The following is an 18,528-nucleotide window of genomic DNA, read 5'->3' as shown; positions in this document are numbered from 1 at the left end:
GGATCGCTAGCCTTCCTAAGAACTTACTTTCTAATCGGAACTCTGGCAGCCCTATATATCTTATTATCAGCTTCTTTATCTTCACCATTTAGAGAGTGCTTCTTAATCAATTGGCCCATTAACTTAATTGTAGGATTTTCAAACAAACTTATTAGTTTTATATTAGTGTTATATACTTCATTTATTTTTATTAGTAGTTGAACAGCTAACAATGAATGCCCCCCTAACGCAAAGAAGTCCTCATTCTTAGATATCTCAACTTTAGTATGAAGAATCTTCTGCCACAGCCTAGCTAAATGAAGTTCAGTCTCTTCTAAAGGATCTAAGTGCTCGCTAACTATTTCATCCCATCTTATCTGCGGTAGTTTTTTTCTATCTATTTTTCCATTAGTGCTAATAGGTAAATCATTTAACAGCACAGTTTTACTTGGTACCATGGCAACTGGAATATTTTCTAGCAAATACCTTCTAATTTCATGCTCATCAAGATTTCCATTCTCCTGCGGAACAACATAGGATTGTAAATATTCTTTATCATTATCATTGACTTTAATCACTACTGAACTTTTAATTGCTGGATATTGATTCAGAAAATATTCAATTTCGTTCAGATCAATCCTCACTCCATTTAATTTAACTTGAAAATCCTTTCTACCCAAATATTCTATAAATCCACTAGGATGATATCTGCCAATATCGCCCGTATAATAGACTAAGTCGTCATGTTCCTGGGATAAAGGGTTACTTCTAAAAGTATTATTAGGGTGGTTAATATAACCACTACTTTTATATGGAGTCTTAATAACGATCTCTCCTGGTTCATTAATTGCACAGAGAGAATTTTGATCATTGATAATTAATATTTCTGTATTTTTTATAGGCTCACCAATCGGAACAATAGATAAGCGTTCTTTATTGTCCCTTACCCTATGGAAACATTTAGCTAAGGTTGTTTCAGAGGGACCATACAAATTGACAATTTCGCTTTCTTTTGATATAAAATTTCTCCATTGTTCAACTAATTTGTAACTAAGAGGTTCGCCTGCAAAGAATGTCAGCCTAACATCTAAGCTTTTTACTTTATTAAATACAATCCACCTATTTAGTAATGAAGGGACAGCATGAATGACCGTGATTTTGTTATGCATTAACCACTCGATTACATTTTCATAGGAATTCGGTAAACAAAGGGTAGCTCCACTTATTAAAGGTAGAAATACATCCCGCAAATATACATCAAAAGCAGGATTCGTAAATTGAGCAAACCTATCGTTAGGCTTAATATTAAATTCACTTTTTTGCCAACATAAAAAATGATTTAAACCTTTCTGATTACCGATAATACCCTTCGGCTTACCCGTTGATCCAGATGTGAAATAAACATAGGCTTCGGAATCATTTTTAACTAACGGATTAATTATTAGCTCATTTACACTGCCACTCTCTTTAGAAATAGAGATATCTGGTGATAGGTACTGTGCATTTATTTTGCTTCTTTGTGTGGAAGATAATAAATTATCAAAGTCAATAAATAATTTTACATTAGCCTCATCTAAAATAGTATTAACTCTATTGATAGGTGTGCCTACATTAATAGGAACAAATACATAACCATTCATTAGCATACTGATAATACTGGCTATATATTTAAAAGAGCTCTTTCCATAAATGGCTATTCTATCTCCCTCTGTTAGATTTAATTCGCGAAATGCTTTTGTAAATTCATTTGTATAATCTAGTACATCTTTATATGTCCAAACTCTATTTTGTTCTTCAATGGCAGCTGACTTTAAGTTCGCTTCTATGGAGCCCTTTAAAGTATTTAAGAAGGTCTCATGAAGATTTTCATTATAATTAAAGTTGTTATTATAATGATGACTAATATTATTTAAACGAATACAACCTATTCTATTATTTTGTTGTTCAATCAATGATTCACATAAGGTATTAAGTTGTTCAACAAATGCTAGCATGCGTGTTGTATGGATTTTATTGCTTTGAAAAACTACTTTCAATTCGAGAGAATCCCCCTTATCAATGAAATAAAAAGTGATAAGGAATTTTGCCTTGGTTTCATGTAATTGCTTTCTTTCTACTTCCAAGTCTATTAATTCATTAGAATTCTGATCATAGTTTATATAGTTTACTAATATATCAAATACTGGGTTAGCACTTATTGTTCTAGACGGTTGTATTTCTTCTACAATTTTTTCAAAAGGAACATCTTGATTTACAAACATCTCTGTAATTACCTTATTCATATTGTCAATCACATCAGTGATGGTTTGGTCATTTTGTATATACGTTCTTAAAGGCAACGTATTTAAAAATAATCCAATGGTGTTTTCCCACTTTGTTGATCGATCTATAACCGGTGTTCCTATTATTACATCATTTTGTCTATTCATTCTATGAAGAAGTATATTTAAAGCGGAAACAATTGTTGTGAAGTGTGATGTCGCCTGCTGTTTACTGATCTCTTTCATATTATAATAAGATTTAGTTGAGAACGTAAAATCCAGCTGTTTACTATGGTTCTTATGAATAGAATTATAGTCATCGATAGGGAATTTGGTCTTCATTAAGTTTCCACTTAAATTAGCCTTCCAATAGTCAAGTTGCTTTTTATAGATTGAAGAATCAGTAAAACGAACCTGCTCTCTTGCATACTCAGTATAAGAGAATGGTTTCTTATAGGTTAATTTATTCCCTAATTTTAATTGATTATAATTTTCAAATAGTTCGCTCTCGAAATATTCTAATGAAAGACCATCAATAACTATATGATGGAAAACTATTAAAAGGAGATATTCTGTTTCACTAAACTTTAATAACTTGAATCTATAAGGCATATCCGTCTCTAAATTAAATGGTTTGAACAAAATCTCATTTATTTTATTCTTGCTAAAGCTTTCTTTATCGCAATCTTCATCAAATTGTTCGACTTCAAAGTCTACTTTTTCTATATTTTTAATCACCGTGTATGGCTTACCATTGTTTACTCTAAAATTAGATCTTAATATTTCATTATCCTTAATAATCTTTGTAACACTATCAATCAATAAATCGATGTTTAATTTACCATTTATTTTTAATGAATAAGGTAAATGATAATTATAATTCTCTGGATGAAGTTGATATAAGAACCATATACCTTCTTGAGCAAAAGACAATGGTTGAAAGTCGTTGTCATCTTTATCAATAACTTCTTTGTTATTGATAATTTCGTTATCAATCTTTGATGCAAGTTCCCTAATAGTTGGAGTTTCGAATATATCTCTAAGCCTTAACTCTGTTTCAAAAGCTTTATTGATTTTAGAAATAATCTTGACTCCTAATAAAGAGTGTCCACCTATCTTAAAGAAATTGCTTTCTACTCCTACATCTTCTATGCATAACGCTTCTTCCCAAATATCTGATATGTCTTTTTCTGTTTTATTACTTGGTGACACATAACCAGCAGGGCTGAGAATGTTTTCCTTATTTGGTTTAGGCAAAGCTTGATAATCTAATTTCCCGTTTTTATTAATTGGGAACGCGTTTAAGTACACTATATATTTAGGGATCATATAATCAGGAAGCTTCTTACTTAGATAATTATATAAATAATTGTTTTCAAACTGAGAATTCGCAATGACATACCCAACTAGCGCATTTTTTTGATTTGATCTATCGAAATGAACAACTGCATCTTTTATTTTATCAAACTCCTTGAGTGAGTTTTCAATCTCACCCAACTCTACACGCATACCTCTCACTTTGACTTGCGAATCTTCTCTGCCGGTAAACATTAAATTGCCATCAAAATCTAAGTATCCCTGGTCACCTGTACGATAGATTGTCTCATCGATACTATATGGATTTTTAATGAAGCTCTTATTTGTTTTTTCTAGATCATGTAAATATCCATTGGCTAATCCGATACCACCTATATACAGGTCTCCGGTAACACCATAGGGAACAGGTTTCATCTTTTTATCAAGTACATAGATGTAATTATTATTTATTGGTTTACCTACTGAAACAATTCCGTTTTTATGACCGTCTTGAGATGTACATTCATAACAAGTAGAATCAATAGATACCTCCGTAGCTCCCCACGAGTTAAATAACCTAACGTCTATTTTCTTGAATAACTCTTTAACTAAAGATGATGATAACGCCTCTCCACTAGATATAATTGCTCGTAAATTCTTAAGTTTTAATGTTTCTTCTTCACTAATTAAATCTATGAAAGGTTTTAACATACTCGGTACAAAATGCAATATTGAAACATTATATTTTATAGCATCTTCAATAATAGAGTGCGGATCTTTATGTTCTTCCGGTTTCATTAGTGCTACTCTTGCTCCTACAATTAATGGCCAAAATATTTCAACTGCCGCATCATCAAAAGATAATGTTGTTTTTTGTAGGACAGTTTCATCAGGTTGCAAATTATGATAATTTTGCATCCATAACATTCTATTAATCCAGCCTCTATGATTATTAGCAACGCCTTTCGGTTTCCCAGTCGACCCAGATGTATAATAAACTGAAATTAGGTCTGTAGGTTTTACCTCCCCTTCTTTGCTGCCATCAAGCTCAAAAGATACATCTAAATTTAGTTGTTTCATATCAAGTATGGAGGTATTTGTGACAGCTAAATCACTTTCCTTACATCCTGATAGCAGTAATAATTTTGCTTTTGAGTCTTCTATTATTTCATGAATCCTATCGGTTGGCATACTATTATCTATTGGCAAATAAGCACCACCTGCTTTTAAAATGCCCATTAGCCCTATTATCATATCAAGTGAACGTTCAATTTTAATAGCAACTACATCATTTCGTCCAATACCCCTGATTTTTAACATTTTACTTAGACATGTAGACTTCTTTTCTAGCTCCTCATAGGTAATATTCTTATCCCCAAATGTAACAGCTATATTATGTGGAGTTTTTGATGCTTGGTCCTCAAATAAATTATGCAAGCCTACATTTTGGGGAATTTTTGTCATACTTCCCTTATTCAACAAGCATTCTATTTCATTTTTATTAAGCATATTGATATCGCCTATTTTACTGTCCAAAGTACTATTTTGGATATTAGTTAATATCCCCTGGAAATGATTGGTTAATTGACAAATCATATCTTCGGTAAAAATGTCCGTTTTATATTCCCATCTTCCAGATATAGCATGCTCATCTTCCTCGAAAAACAATGTAAGATCATACTTAGATGTATTATTGTTAACTTTTTCTGGTACACCTTTAATGAAATCAAAGTGCTTTTTATTATATTTAGGCGTATTTTGGAGTGCCATCATTATATTAATTATTGGAGTAAAGCTCTGATCAATGCCTTCTCTAACCGCATTAACTATCTTTTCAAAAGGTAAATCAGCATTTTTTAAGTTACTTATACTTTGCTTTTGAATATGATATAGAAGGTCTCTGTATGTTAAATTGTCATCGAGTTCTGACCTCCAAGGTAATGTGTTCACAAAAAACCCCAGTACATTTTCAAAATTACGGTTAGGCCTTCCTGCAACTGGCGCACCAACAATCAAATCTTTTTGCTTTGTATATTTATAAAGCAAAACTTGAAACACACTCATTAGTACCATAAACTTGGTTGTGCCTGTTTCTTTTGTAATTCGATTTATAATATCGACCTGCTTTTGAGGAAGTATAAAACTAAAAAAATCACCCTGAAAATTACTATCTGAATTACCTCTATGGCTTGTAAATTTAACTTTATCTAGCTGTCCTTTCAATAAATCTTTCCAATAATTAATTAATTCAGCTTCATTATGCTGTAAATATTTCTTGTGCCATAGCGTATAATCTTTATATTGAAAAATATTATTGGCTTCTATTTTATTTTCCCTATCAGTTTGTAGTGAATTGTAAATTGTAAATAAATCATCGATGAAAATATTGAAAGACCAATCATCAAATATAATATGATGAAAGTTAAGAAATAGTAGATAGTTATCAGTACCTAATTTATATAGGTTAACTTCAAAAAGAGGGGCTTTAGACAAATCGAACTTTCTTTTAGATTTTTCAATTAAGATAGCTTCTAAGTTTGTTAAGTCTTTTTCCAAATCAACAAATTGAAAAGGCGTCGTGTCAAGATTGTTTACGACTTCTTGCAAAGCAGTACCATCTGACTCAAAAATTCTAGTTCTTAATATTTCATGTTTATTGCATAACACTTTTATAGAATCCTGAAGTTTTCTTGAATCAATTTTGCCTTTCAACTTTAATTTATATGGTATGTTGTATAAATAATCGCTCATTTCTGTTTTATCCCAAAACCAAAGTCTTGTTTGTTGCGAAGAAGCTGCTAACCTTTTCTTGTTCGTCTTATTTATTAAATAATTTCTATTTTTTTTCTCCCTTTTTCCGATTAGCTCAGCAAGCTTTTTAATAGTTTGCATCTCAAAAATGTCACTTATATTAATATTAATATCGAAAGTTTCCTCAATCGCACCTAATAATTTTACTGCATTTAAAGAATTCCCCCCTATTTCAAAGAATGATGTATCAATAGGTATGCTATTGACATCTAAAATCTCCTTCCAAAGTGAATAGATTTTACTCTCCACCTCATTCATCTTGACTTTTTTTGTAATTTCCAGATTAGAAATTACATAATTGGTCAAATACTGCCTATCAACCTTACCATTTTTATTAAGTGGTAGAGAGTCCAGTGTTAAGTATTCCTGAGGTAGCATATAATTAGGTAGCTTTTTAGATAGTATTTCTTTTACTTCATCCAAATTTTCTTGACCTTTATTTTTAAAGACAATTACTGCTCGGATTATCGTTTCATTATTTTTATTAATCCTTGAAACAACTGCACTATCTTGTATTGAACTGATCTTCTCTATTTGAGCTTGTATTTCATTTAATTCAACTCTGAAACCTCGGATTTTAACTTGATGATCTACCCTACTTATGAATTCTAATTGATCATTATCATCTACCCTTGCTAAATCACCAGTTTTATATAAAATCGACTCATTTTTACCTTCTTGAAAATAATTTTGTTTATATTTTGAAGCAGTTAATGAATCGTTCTTGTAATACCCTCGGGTAATCCCCAAACCAGTAATATAAATTTCTCCGACTCTACCCTTTTTTACAGGATTCATATATTCGTCTAATAACAAAATAGTCGAGCGGCCGTAAGGTTGACCTAATGGAATTACATTGCCTTTTCGTTCTATTTTATCTACATCATTTGCCATTACACCTACAGTAACTTCAGTTGGTCCATAGTGGTTAAAGATTTTACATGCAGCGTTAGTTTCTTTAATTTTATCTACAAGACTCCACTTTAATTGTTCCCCGCCTAAAATTATGTATTCTGGTATAAACATTGATGTATTTTGTCCATGTAAAAGAGCTTCCATATGAGACGGCACTAACTTAATACAATGAATGTCGTGTAACCTGCAATAACTGCTCAACATCACAGAATCCGTTATCATACTCTCTGGTATAATATGAAGTGAGCCTCCTGTAGTTAATGATGCAAAAATAGGTGTTACAGATAAGTCAGCAGCAATTGTAGTTAACAACGTATAATTTAACGGCTTGTTGACCTCCATATAATGAAGAATTCCTTGTAGATGATTCAAAACATTTTTATGCTCAACCTGAACACCTTTAGGTTCTCCTGTTGTGCCCGATGTAAAAATAGTGTAAATCAAATTATCAATCGTATATTCTTTTAATACGTTAATATCACCGTATCGATCATAATCTAATTTCTCTAAATTATGAATACTAGGTACACAAGCTTTCTCAAACTTACTTTCATTTTTATTGTCAGTTAACAAAAAATTAGGATTTACTTGATCTACTATTTTTGTTAAACGGTCCACAGGTAATGACGGGTCTAAAGGTACATAATATCCACCAGCTTTAATAATACCTATGATTGCTATAATCATTGTAATTGATTTATCAAAGCATATTGCCACCGGTTCTTCTACATTCATTTTTTCATTCTTTAATAGATTTGCTATTTGGTTTGCTTTACTGTTTATATCTTTATAAGTGATAGTTTCATCCATAAAGCGAACGGCTATCTTATTTGGGTGCTTGATTACTTGTTCTTCAAAAGAATCAATAACTGTTTTAGTTAAATCAATTTTTTGGTTACTTACAAATATAAAATCTTTCTTTGCAATTAACACTTTATCACCTCATGAAATTTTCTATTTAAAAAAACTCCCCTTCGAAATCGAAAAGATGTCGCTCACTACCATTTTATGATTGGCTTTTCTATTTTCCATTTTCACTCGTTTGTTTATCTTTTCCATATGGAGATTTTTAATATGAGCGTTAAATGGCAAGTTGCCAAACTCTAATACCCTGACTGCCCCTAAATGATCTCTTATTGGGATAACACTTCCTTGATTATAAATACTTGGTGCGAACGGAATATCTAATACACCGCTAGCAAAAGACTTAATCGTTCCTTGTGCAAGGTCCCCATTTCCATTATCAAGGACTTTATCGATAATTAGATTTGTTTCCTCATTAATAATTGTGACTTCATCAGATACGTCAATTTTTATACTGCCTATTTGACTACTAATCATCTTCACCATATGTTCAGACGTTCTTATTCCATCCATATTTGCCTCTAAGGTAGGTATTCCTTCCGCCTCATGCGGTGTTTTTAATATCATTTTATTTGCAGCAGAAAGAACAGCTGTAAGAGAACCTAAATTTATTACTGAATAAGCAGCTGATTCTTCTCGTGGAAAATTGCCCATCCATTGATGATACACTGTTGACAGGTTTACAGTGTATCCGTACTTCTTGAATATATCAATTGCTTGAGTACGTAATGAAATCATCGCAGCAATGTCTTGTACAATATGTCCAACGCTACCATATCCTAGACTTATATTCTTTACACCTTGTTCTGCTGCTAATAACCCCTCTATTATGGCTATTGAATTTGATATACTCGGTGGTACCAGTGTACCTGTTAAAGGTCCAAATGGTTCTCTATTCAATGAAATGCCCATTTCTTCATAAATACCTACCAACCTATCACAGTATTGCCAATCGGATATACTTTTTTCTAAGCTAACTCTTTTAGAATAAGGAATATTATAAGAAATGCCTCCCCCCTCATTAGAAGTCCATCCAGAAGCGTGTATAATCTCTGCTAGAAGTCTACCATCTGGAGAACCATGCCTCGCCTGTAATGGTTTTGGGATTGAGTCGTTCAATTCCCTACACCCTTTTAACCCGTGGTTAACTGCTGGGAAGCCATTTAAAACCGAACTTTTTTTGCTTAAGCTCTCACTTAAACCTTTCTCACTTTTAAGGTATTCATTTTGTCTTGTGTAACTATCAATTGTCACAGGCATTAAATCTGCGCCAGCTTCAATAAAACCTTCCAATAAGGTCTTCTGTCCCCGAAGTGTAGCTACCCCACCTCGAGGTTGAAGCAATAATTTATTGTTCCTTTTAGCATCATCTAATATTTTTGAGAAGTATTTATGCTCAGGCAAGCTACTTAAATATTGATAAGCTTCATCTAACTTAATTGATTTACCTGTAGGCCAACTATCCAATACCTGTTTTCTTGTTTGATAAAATTGGTCTTTAGTTAACTTTACGTTTTTGACTTGCATCTTTATTCCCCATATCTAAAGTAAGATCGTTAACTTTTCTTAGAGAAATATCATTATAAATAGCATCTATTGCCCATTCTAAGTCATCTGCTGGGCTAAAAACTCTGTTAAATCCCATTTTCAAAAACTTTCTTTCTACAGTTTCCCATTCACTTTTACCAATGCTTAAATTTCCTCCAATATAAAGTAATACATTATTTAATCCATTTTTAAGACAATTTCTCGAAAATCCCCTACAATCTAGTTCAGCATGACCATATAAAGAAGATACTACAATTGCATCCGCCTTTACTGCCTTCGCAGTATTGATGAAATCTTCTTGTGAACACTGTACACCTAGGTTATGAACTGTGAAACCCTTTTCCTTGAACGCAAAATGCAGGATCTTGTTCCCTACAGAGTGGCAATCCTGACCAATTACTCCCATAACAATAGTAATAGTATTCATGTATATAATCCTCCTAACATAATACCTCCTGCCTGAACTAGACAAGAGGCAAATTAATAATATTTATATGAATTTTCAGCTAGTTTCTTTTGGCATGGACATTTTAATAAAGTCCACCATTTTATTCATCGTGTTAAAATTAGTAATTTGCATTGCGTTAATTTCTAGCCTGTATTCATCTTTTAAGATAGAAATGATCCTTAGAACATCCATAGAATCTAATTTGTATGGTGAATCTGGCCCGAATAAAACGGTATCACTATCAATATCCTCTTTAAGGTTTACTCCATATACTTCAGCAAACAATTCTATAATCTTCTCTTTAATTAATTCATCCATTTTACTTTCCTCCTAAAAATATTTGTTAACCAATAAGTATACTAAAGGGCGAATCAGGTACAAATAATGAACAATCTTCCTCATCTAAATAATCATCAATTCCAACTAAATAATCATCAATTTCAATTGAATTATCACTAGCCTCATTTTTAACTTTTAGTAGGTGGTTCACATTGTAGCCTCCCTTATATTCAATTTTCTAAATCCCAATGCTCCCCAGATAAAGCCGGCCCCTATACTTCCAATAACCATTGATTCATCCCTTGATAGAGTATTGTTTGCTAATGCTTGATGTAATACCGTTAATACTGTTGCAGCACCTGTATTGCCATACTTATCAATATTAATTGTAGTCTTATACTCAGGTTGATTAAGTTCTTTTAAAACCTCTTTTATAATATTTAAATTAGCTTGATGAATAATATAATGATCTATATCATCTGGACTTAAATCCATATCATTAATAACAGAACGAATTGAATTTGGTAAATACTTAGTAGCCATTTCCCATACTGTTCTTCCATCCATTTTAATATAATGCTCGTTATTATCTACAGTCCTGAAACTTGTAGGCTTTCTCGATCCTCCTGCCGGAATCTCTACTTTATATGAGAGTTCTGAATCTAAATTCCAAGACATTAAATTATAGCCATCTTCTTTGTAATTCAAAATAATTGCTCCTGCAGCATCCCCAAAAAACACACGTGTTGTTCTATCAAGTGGGTTTGTGTACTTAGATAATGACTCTGCACCTATTACGAGCACATTATTTATAGAAGGGTTTTGAAGTAAATGGGTCCCTAAAAACAATCCATAAATCCCACCTGCACAAGCAGCTTGATTTAAATCTATTGTAATAGCATTTTTAATACCCAGTGCATCTTTAACAATTACAGAGGTTGAAGGTAATATTTGATCTGGAGTAAATGAAGCAATAATAATTGCATCAATTTCCTCTGGTGAAATACTAGCATTTTCGATTGCCTCCTTGGCTGCAGCAATACATAGATCCGATGTTGCCTCAGATTCATCTACAAACCTTCTCGTTTTAATCCCTGTTCTAGTTACAATCCACTCATCTGAAGTATCTAAATTTTTACTCAAATCATTATTTGACACCTCATTTTTAGGAACGTACATTCCAGAAGATAGAATCCCAATTGGTCGAATTAAAGTGTTCACTTGTTTGCATTGCTTAATTGTAGTCTCAATCATCATAAACCTCCCATTATAATTTAAAATTCAAAGGATCAATGTTCATAACTTTAAAATCCTTCTTTAAAATGGCTCCAAAGAAGCTACTAGGACCAATCACATAGATATCTTTAATGTTGTCATCTAACATTTTTTTGTGAACAAGTGTAAATTTAACGGGTGTGTCTACACTTTTAAGCATTTCCTCTTTCAAATCTTCTCCACATGTGATACTTCTTGCATCTAAATCTGAAACGAACGGTTTCGATAATTCTGAAAATTCATACCCTGAGTAAACCTCTTTGTCTAACAAATTTCTCAACTCTTTGAGATTACTTGTATGACTTAGCTCTGTAGTGTATATAGATGTACTTTTCCCTTGAATCTTAATTATTCGTTTAAGTTCATTAATGGTCTCTACAGTAGACCCTATACCTATAAGGTCATCTGATATATAAACAGATATTTCAATCCATTTTCCTTCAGACCTAAATTTTTGTATGAGGTCTTCTAAATCTTCGAGTGAATACTTGTATATAAAATGGGTGCAATATTCCTTATCCATATTTCTCAAATATTCCTCTTCCACAATTGCAGTGTCTCTCACTATTTTAAGAGCTTCTTGAAAGTTTAGACTACCTAGATAAACACCTGCTGCAATTATCCCAAAACTCGAACCGATCACATATTCAGGATTCAAATCTTTATTGCTCTTTTGTAATTCATAAAGCAAAGTAAGTGTGTTAACGAAAAAAGCACATCGTTCAGTAACGATTGACTTGTCCCCACTTAAGAAACTTTTAAGTAATGGATAATTAAGACATTCTTCTGCTTTCATATATAACGACTGAGAAATATCGGAATTTTCTATCAATTTTTCAAAATCACTAAACCTCGATTTAGCCATACCTGGAAATAAAAAGACTGATTTACTCATTATAGTCCTCCATTTTTAACTTCTAGAGAATTGAAAATCATTTATATCTAAATAACTTTCAATATCAAAGGAAATATCTGTATACTCCATAGATTTAACCAAAAATTTCCCTGGCCCAATGATGTCTAATTGTTTAATCTCTTCTTTCTTTAGCAAATGTAGAATATCTGTCCATCTGACAGGTAGAACATATTGCTCAGTTAATGATTCTTTAATTTGTTCACCCTTTAATAAGGGTTGCGCAGTATTATTGCAAATATTCGGAATAATAGGATCTTTAAAATCATTGATATCCATAAACTTTTGTTTAAAGATATCTCGCACTCTATTCATCATAGAAGAATGTGCAGGCGGGCTATAAGGAATATGTACACCCAATCCTCCATTCTTTAATACTTTCCATCCCATTTTTTCTAAGCCAGTCAATTCTCCAGTAATAATCATTTGATTATCCGCTGTATACATACAAGGTGCAACATAATATCCTTGATCATTCATTTCTTCAACTATTTTTAATAATTCTTCTTGCCTAATGTTATAGAACATATAATTGCCATACTTATCATCTGAATAAACAGATTTCTCACTATTAACCATAGCTACAATCATCTTTAAAGCTGTCTCAAAGCTATAAGCGCCACTAATGTAACCAGAAGTAATACTACCTAGACTTGGGCCAGAAATAAATGAATAGTTCTTCAAATCGATATTGAGTTTTTCTAATAATCCACAAGTGATCGAGACAATTCCACATCTGCCGATATAGCTTTCATTTATTAATTTTTCGTCTTCAGAAAAAAATGACTTATATAAATTAATTTCTAATATTGCACTTGCTCTTTCAAAATATTGTTGTACTTCTTCAAATTGTTCATAATATTCTTTTAGATGACCAGTACGTATGGTCATTTGCGGAGGTAATATTAGTGCTTTTTTTACCATTTAAGATATTCCCCATCCCTTATTAAATTGACAAGCCACCATCAACAACTAGTGTATGTCCAGTGATGTAACTGGCATCATCTGAACAAATAAAACATACCGCTTTTGCAATTTCTTCTGGTTGGCCAAATCTTTTTAAATCAATTTGTTTTTTGTATTCCAATAAGTCTTTTTCTTCTATTTGATTAAACATTCTAGTACCTGCTATATATCCCGGTGCAACAACATTTATCCTTACATTGTAACTTGCAAATTCTTTACTTAAGGATCTCGTAAGTCCTATGATGCCAGCCTTACTAGCTGAATAACTGCTTAATTTGGGTAGGCCTTTAATTCCCGCTACAGAGGAAATATTAGTAATGCTTCCCTTTCTCTCAAGAAGCATATGTAAAGAAACTGCTTTAATACAATTAATAGTACCCATAATATTTGTTGATAGAATATCAGCCCAATTATCTAGACTGTTAATCGCTAATGCTCTTTCTGCGCTTACAGCAGCATTATTGACTAAAATATCAATTGTTCCATAATCCTTTATTATTTGACTAAAAACCTCTTCAACACTTTTATAATCTCTAACATCCAACTGCAGAGCTTTTGAATCAGATTGAAATTTATTATTAATTTCTTCTATAGTCTTATTTGCTTCAATATGATTGTTAAGATAAGTTATTATAACTTTGGAACCTAATTCAGCTAACCTAATGGCGATTGCTCTGCCAATGCCTTGGGATCCCCCAGTTACTACAGCAATTTTACCCTTCAATTTATATTTCACACTCCTAAATTCGAAAAGAGACTTCTTTGATTTTCGTAATATCTCCTAAACTTTTCTTTTGTCTCCTCTAATTTCTTTGGATCAAAAATATTGTAGTAGAATTCAGGGTTCTCTTCGTAATATTCATAATACTCATCGCGAAGAACTGAGCAGATAACAGCATCATGATATTTACCGTCTAAGAAATAATAGTCCCTCAATATGCCTTCAATTTGAGTCGAATGCTTCATTAACATACTAATTGTTCTTGTATTATAAAGACCTGTTATAAATTGCAGTCTGTGGGCGTTTTTAAAATGAAATAAATAATCCATTATTAATTTAGTTGCCTCGACTCCATAACCTTCATCCCAGATAGATGGGTCTCCTATAGTGCCGCCAATTTGATAATTCCCTTGTGTTTTTACCTCGTGCCAAGAAACAAAGCCTATTTTTCTACCGGCATTAGTTTTTACTCCCACATATCTAGTTTTATCTTGCCTCATTTGTTCCTTCATTTCATTTAGCGATACAAAATCTAGTGAACCGCTCATTAAAGTACTAGTTAGGTCTGATTGTCTCCATTTATAAATTAGTTCTACATCGTCTTCTTCAAACGGCACTAAAGAAACCATTAATCCTTTCAATGAAAGCGTCCCCCTTTTTTTACTTAACTAACTCATTTATTAATGAGTCATATGACTCCCCTTCAATAAGAGAAAGTGCTTTTACAGCTAAACCTACTCTCGAGTTAACCTCAAATTTCTGAATACAAGAAGTAATATGATATTCTACTGTTCTTCGACTCATATAGAGAGTATTTGCAATCTCTTGATTTGTCTTATCTCTTATTAATTCTTTAACTACAGAAATTTCAGTTTTGGTTAATGGCATTTTGTTCGCATTCCTTCTGAAATAGCCTCTATTTTCATTATAATCAGAAAATTCTTTAGAGTAATAAAACCCGCCGTTAAAGACTGTTTGTATAGCTAATAGTAAGTCTTCCTTTTGTCTATTTAAGATTATGCTGTTAGAAAATGCCCACATTAAATGGATCCTTTCGATATTAACTACAGTATCATCAAAGATAATCACATTTGGCTTATCTTTACCATTGGCTATTTGCTGTTGTTTTAAGAACTCTCTTAGCATTTTTAATGCAGACAAATTAGTATTACTCATTATAATTAAATCAAGTTTTATGTTGTCTAGATTATTGAGTTCATATATTTGGTCATCATCATACAAACTATATTGAACATCAATTTTTAAATTACAGGATTTAAGATACAAATGCGTTTGGTTAACCAGTGACAAGTTTCTATCAATTATCGCTATTTTTAATGGCCTTATCATATTTCCTCCAATAATTGTTAGTCTAATTCTTTTGTAAATCTAAACAAAGTGGTAGGTTAATTTTTAATAAGGATTTTATCATGTGAATAAACTGATGCAAGAGTGGCTTTTTGTACATAGAGTCTATTTTCTGCGGTATTATACATCAATGATCTTGGTCCATCAATAATTTCCGCAACAGCTTCATCTCCTCTAATAATAGGTAGTGGATTAATAAAATATGCGTCTTGATTCGCTCTATTAAACCGTTCGTTGTTTACCAACCACTTATCTCTAATTTCATTTTTATATCTTTGTTCTTCATAACCAGGTAGATTCAAACTTCCCCAAGCTTTTGCATAAACCACATCAACATCTTCTATTGCCTCATCTAAATCATGAGAAAACTCTAGATTCGCTCCTGATTCTTTTGCAGCTTGTTTAGCAAATGATAAATATTGTTCATCTAACTCAAACCCTTTTGGATGAGCGATTCTTAAATCCATCCCGAGTAGTGATGCAGCTGTTAACATACTATGAGTACACCCGGGAGATTTTTTTCTTTCAGCATATCCCCAAGTAAATAAAACTTTTTTCTTTTTATAATTTTGACCATACTTTTCTTTTAGGGTAAGAATATCTGCCATTATTTGACACGGATGATCTTTGTCGTCTAGTGCATTTATTACTGGAATATTAGAATGACTTGCTATTTCTTCTAATGTGTTACGTCCATATCCATAATCATTCATGTTATACCAACGTACTACTAATCCATCTAAGTATTTCCCCATAACTGTAGCCGTATCTTTCATACTTTCTTTATTTGCTAATTGAAGCTCATGAGCACTATAGGCGAAGGGCTCCCCTCCTAAATGCTTAATTGCTGTTTGAAAGGAGATTCTTGTACGAGTAGAGGGAACATTAAATAATAAACCGATATTCTTATTTTTTAATGGTTGATCGTTAATTTTCCCACTTTTATAATCTGATGCTAATTCTATTAATCTTTCTAACTCACTACCACTCAATTTCGAAAAATCAAAAAAGTTCTTCAATATCCAACACTCCTTTTCTCCTAGAAACTCTAATTTTTTATTTTTTTGTATTATTCTGTAATGAAAGTATAATATATCAATCTGTTTTTTGTATACGTAATTACCGCAAGTTTGGAATTTTTACAAATTTTATATATTTAGTAAATTGTTGCGTTATTTACCGTAGAATTCAACACCCCAGTAAATTAATATATTTATATTTAAAGGAGGTATTTAATATGGATATTACCCAGAAAAAAAATAGTTCAATTATTTATGAAAACGAAGTTTATTCACATGCGCGCTTTACAAACGATGTCTTTAACTACTCAAATGTTCTCTTAGCTCATGGAGTTGTTAAGGGAGACAGAGTGATTCTCTGTTGTGAAAATAATTATGCATTTTTGGTATCTCTTTTTTCACTTATGCATATTAATTGTTCAATTGTTCTCCTCGATACAAATACTAACTACTCTGATTTACAAATGATAAATATGAAAACAAAAGCAAATTGGATACTCACAGAAGATGGATCTTCTGCATTTAATGGACCTAAATACATTAGCTTATCTGCTTCATTTGAAAATATAGGAACGAACCAAGCCCCTCCCGGAATTAAGATAGATTTACATGAATGGTATCGTAGATCCGATGCCATCATACTATTTTCTTCTGGCTCAACTGGAACTCCAAAAGGAATTGTCAAATCTGGTGCTTCCTTATTCAATAATATGGATTCAACTGCATTGGGAATGGGTTATAAAGCAAACGAAGTTATTCTACCTGTGGTTCCATTTTTTAATATTTGGGGATTAAATATGATTATTCAGTGGTGGGTCGTCGGGTGCACAATTGTTATATGTGATTATCAAAATATAAGAACTTTACCTTCTATTATTAATAGGCATAAAATTTCAGTTGTAGAGGCTACCATTGCAACAACTTATTTAACTGTACAAATTGCCGAAAGAAATAAAGAAAAAGTTAATTTCATAAAAGATAATATACGTATGTGGTTTACTAGCGGTGCTCCAGTCCCCCTAGTATTAAAAAATAGGTTTGAGAAAGTTTTTAACATACCATTGCTTGATTATTATGGTTCTTCAGAGGCTGGAAATTTAACATCTACAAATTTAAGTAGCCACAATGGAACAGGAAAAGTTTTACCTGGACTTTCAGTTAAAGTAGTCGATGAAAACTTTAATGAAACAAAATCGAATGAACTAGGACACATCTATGCAAATGGCAATGGATTAATGGAAGGATATCTCGATAATGATGGAAATGTTAAATTAGACTTAAAAAATGGTTGGCTCGATATGAAGGATTTCGGATATTTCGATGTTGATGGAAATCTATTTGTAATAGGGAGACATGACAATGCGATACATAGAATGGGGGCAACTTTTTATCCCTGTCATATGGAAAGAATCGTAGAGGAACTAGGTGTATTAAGTAAAGTAATAAGTTTCACAGAAGATAGAAAAGGATCCTATTTAATATTGTTTATTCAATATTCTTCTGAGGACTCTGGTGAGTTACGAAAAAAAATTGTCGATGCTTTACCTACCTATATGTATCCAGATAAACTAATTTGTACAAAAGAATTTCCTTTTCTACCAAATGGAAAAATTGATAATAAAAAATTAGAGAAATACGCATTGGAAAATTTAACGATTTCAATTTAATGAGTAATAATGACGGCGACTCTGTCTTAAAAAGATAACTATCCACTTTCATCGGGATTAAATATGTCCCTTATATGGTTCATGTTCATTTTGAAGTGCTCTCGTCTAATAGACTTTAGAAATAATACAAAAACTGGCTGGCATGAGTCCAGTAAAATATCGAACTCAAGCCAGCCAATTAGTTACATAATAAAAACT

Annotated in this window: 13 protein-coding genes; 1 reads left to right on the top strand and 12 read right to left on the bottom strand. The window is 32.0% G+C overall.

The genetic code is table 11. The features are described 5' to 3' along the window. Positions 1–23: 23 nt before the first annotated feature. The 12 genes from MY533_RS04730 to MY533_RS04675 all read right to left on the bottom strand — a co-directional run bounded on the left by MY533_RS04730 (position 24) and on the right by MY533_RS04675 (position 16,663). The gene (locus MY533_RS04730) at positions 24–8,195 is read right to left on the bottom strand and encodes a non-ribosomal peptide synthetase (RefSeq protein WP_248718191.1); all 8,172 of its coding nucleotides are present in this window, start codon (positions 8,193–8,195) and stop codon (positions 24–26) included. Between the two features lie 21 nt (positions 8,196–8,216). Further along, positions 8,217–9,653 carry a methylaspartate mutase subunit E gene (locus MY533_RS04725; protein ID WP_248718190.1) on the bottom strand — a complete coding sequence of 479 codons (1,437 nt, stop codon included), beginning with the start codon at positions 9,651–9,653 and terminating at the stop codon, positions 8,217–8,219. After that, positions 9,625–10,101: a methylaspartate mutase subunit S gene (gene glmS / locus MY533_RS04720; protein WP_248718189.1), complete on the bottom strand. Its 477-nt coding sequence runs from the start codon at positions 10,099–10,101 to the stop codon at positions 9,625–9,627. The genes MY533_RS04725 and glmS overlap by 29 nt, the downstream gene beginning before the upstream one ends. 75 nt (positions 10,102–10,176) lie before the next feature. After that, positions 10,177–10,440: an acyl carrier protein gene (locus MY533_RS04715; protein WP_248718188.1), complete on the bottom strand. Its 264-nt coding sequence runs from the start codon at positions 10,438–10,440 to the stop codon at positions 10,177–10,179. A 25-nt stretch (positions 10,441–10,465) separates the two neighbouring features. Then, positions 10,466–10,612 (bottom strand): hypothetical protein, encoded by a 147-nt coding sequence (locus MY533_RS04710; RefSeq protein ID WP_248718187.1) that lies wholly within the window; start codon positions 10,610–10,612, stop codon positions 10,466–10,468. Next, a complete protein-coding gene (locus MY533_RS04705) occupies positions 10,609–11,655 on the bottom strand; it encodes a 3-oxoacyl-ACP synthase III family protein (RefSeq protein ID WP_248718186.1) in 1,047 nt (348 codons plus the stop codon). Before MY533_RS04705 ends, MY533_RS04710 begins: the two co-directional genes overlap by 4 nt. A gap of 13 nt (positions 11,656–11,668) precedes the next feature. Further along, on the bottom strand, positions 11,669–12,571 hold the full coding sequence (locus MY533_RS04700; protein WP_248718185.1) for a hypothetical protein: 903 nt from the start codon (positions 12,569–12,571) through the stop codon (positions 11,669–11,671). A 15-nt stretch (positions 12,572–12,586) separates the two neighbouring features. Next, positions 12,587–13,513, bottom strand: coding sequence for an ACP S-malonyltransferase (locus MY533_RS04695; protein WP_248718184.1), 927 nt, complete (start codon positions 13,511–13,513; stop codon positions 12,587–12,589). Between the two features lie 22 nt (positions 13,514–13,535). Continuing rightward, entirely contained in the window at positions 13,536–14,279 is a 744-nt protein-coding gene (locus tag MY533_RS04690; RefSeq protein WP_248718183.1) for an SDR family NAD(P)-dependent oxidoreductase, read from the bottom strand. Positions 14,280–14,287: 8 nt separating this feature from the next. After that, positions 14,288–14,917: a GNAT family N-acetyltransferase gene (locus MY533_RS04685; RefSeq protein ID WP_248718182.1), complete on the bottom strand. Its 630-nt coding sequence runs from the start codon at positions 14,915–14,917 to the stop codon at positions 14,288–14,290. A 19-nt stretch (positions 14,918–14,936) separates the two neighbouring features. Continuing rightward, complete coding sequence (locus MY533_RS04680) at positions 14,937–15,626, bottom strand: LuxR C-terminal-related transcriptional regulator (protein ID WP_248718181.1); 690 nt, start codon at positions 15,624–15,626, stop codon at positions 14,937–14,939. Positions 15,627–15,682: 56 nt separating this feature from the next. Continuing rightward, entirely contained in the window at positions 15,683–16,663 is a 981-nt protein-coding gene (locus MY533_RS04675; RefSeq protein WP_248718180.1) for an ornithine carbamoyltransferase, read from the bottom strand. Between the two features lie 218 nt (positions 16,664–16,881). Here MY533_RS04675 and MY533_RS04670 point away from each other — a divergent pair, with 218 nt between their 5' ends. After that, a complete protein-coding gene (locus MY533_RS04670) occupies positions 16,882–18,330 on the top strand; it encodes a class I adenylate-forming enzyme family protein (RefSeq protein ID WP_248718179.1) in 1,449 nt (482 codons plus the stop codon). Positions 18,331–18,528: the final 198 nt, after the last annotated feature.

The organism is Lysinibacillus sp. Ag94 (genome assembly GCF_023242215.1).
Taxonomy (GTDB): Bacteria; Bacillota; Bacilli; order Bacillales_A; family Planococcaceae; genus Lysinibacillus.
This window is presented reverse-complemented; position numbering and strand designations above follow the sequence as displayed.

What these genes read in the sequence shown, in the direction of transcription:
- MY533_RS04670 (WP_248718179.1), top strand. Translation starts at nt 16,882, where the DNA reads ATGGATATTACCCAGAAAAAAAATAGTTCAATTATTTATGAAAACGAA.
- MY533_RS04705 (WP_248718186.1), bottom strand. Translation starts at nt 11,655, where the DNA reads ATGATTGAGACTACAATTAAGCAATGCAAACAAGTGAACACTTTAATT.
- MY533_RS04695 (WP_248718184.1), bottom strand. Translation starts at nt 13,513, where the DNA reads ATGGTAAAAAAAGCACTAATATTACCTCCGCAAATGACCATACGTACT.
- MY533_RS04700 (WP_248718185.1), bottom strand. Translation starts at nt 12,571, where the DNA reads ATGAGTAAATCAGTCTTTTTATTTCCAGGTATGGCTAAATCGAGGTTT.
- MY533_RS04725 (WP_248718190.1), bottom strand. Translation starts at nt 9,653, where the DNA reads ATGCAAGTCAAAAACGTAAAGTTAACTAAAGACCAATTTTATCAAACA.
- MY533_RS04715 (WP_248718188.1), bottom strand. Translation starts at nt 10,440, where the DNA reads ATGGATGAATTAATTAAAGAGAAGATTATAGAATTGTTTGCTGAAGTA.
- MY533_RS04680 (WP_248718181.1), bottom strand. Translation starts at nt 15,626, where the DNA reads ATGATAAGGCCATTAAAAATAGCGATAATTGATAGAAACTTGTCACTG.
- glmS (WP_248718189.1), bottom strand. Translation starts at nt 10,101, where the DNA reads ATGAATACTATTACTATTGTTATGGGAGTAATTGGTCAGGATTGCCAC.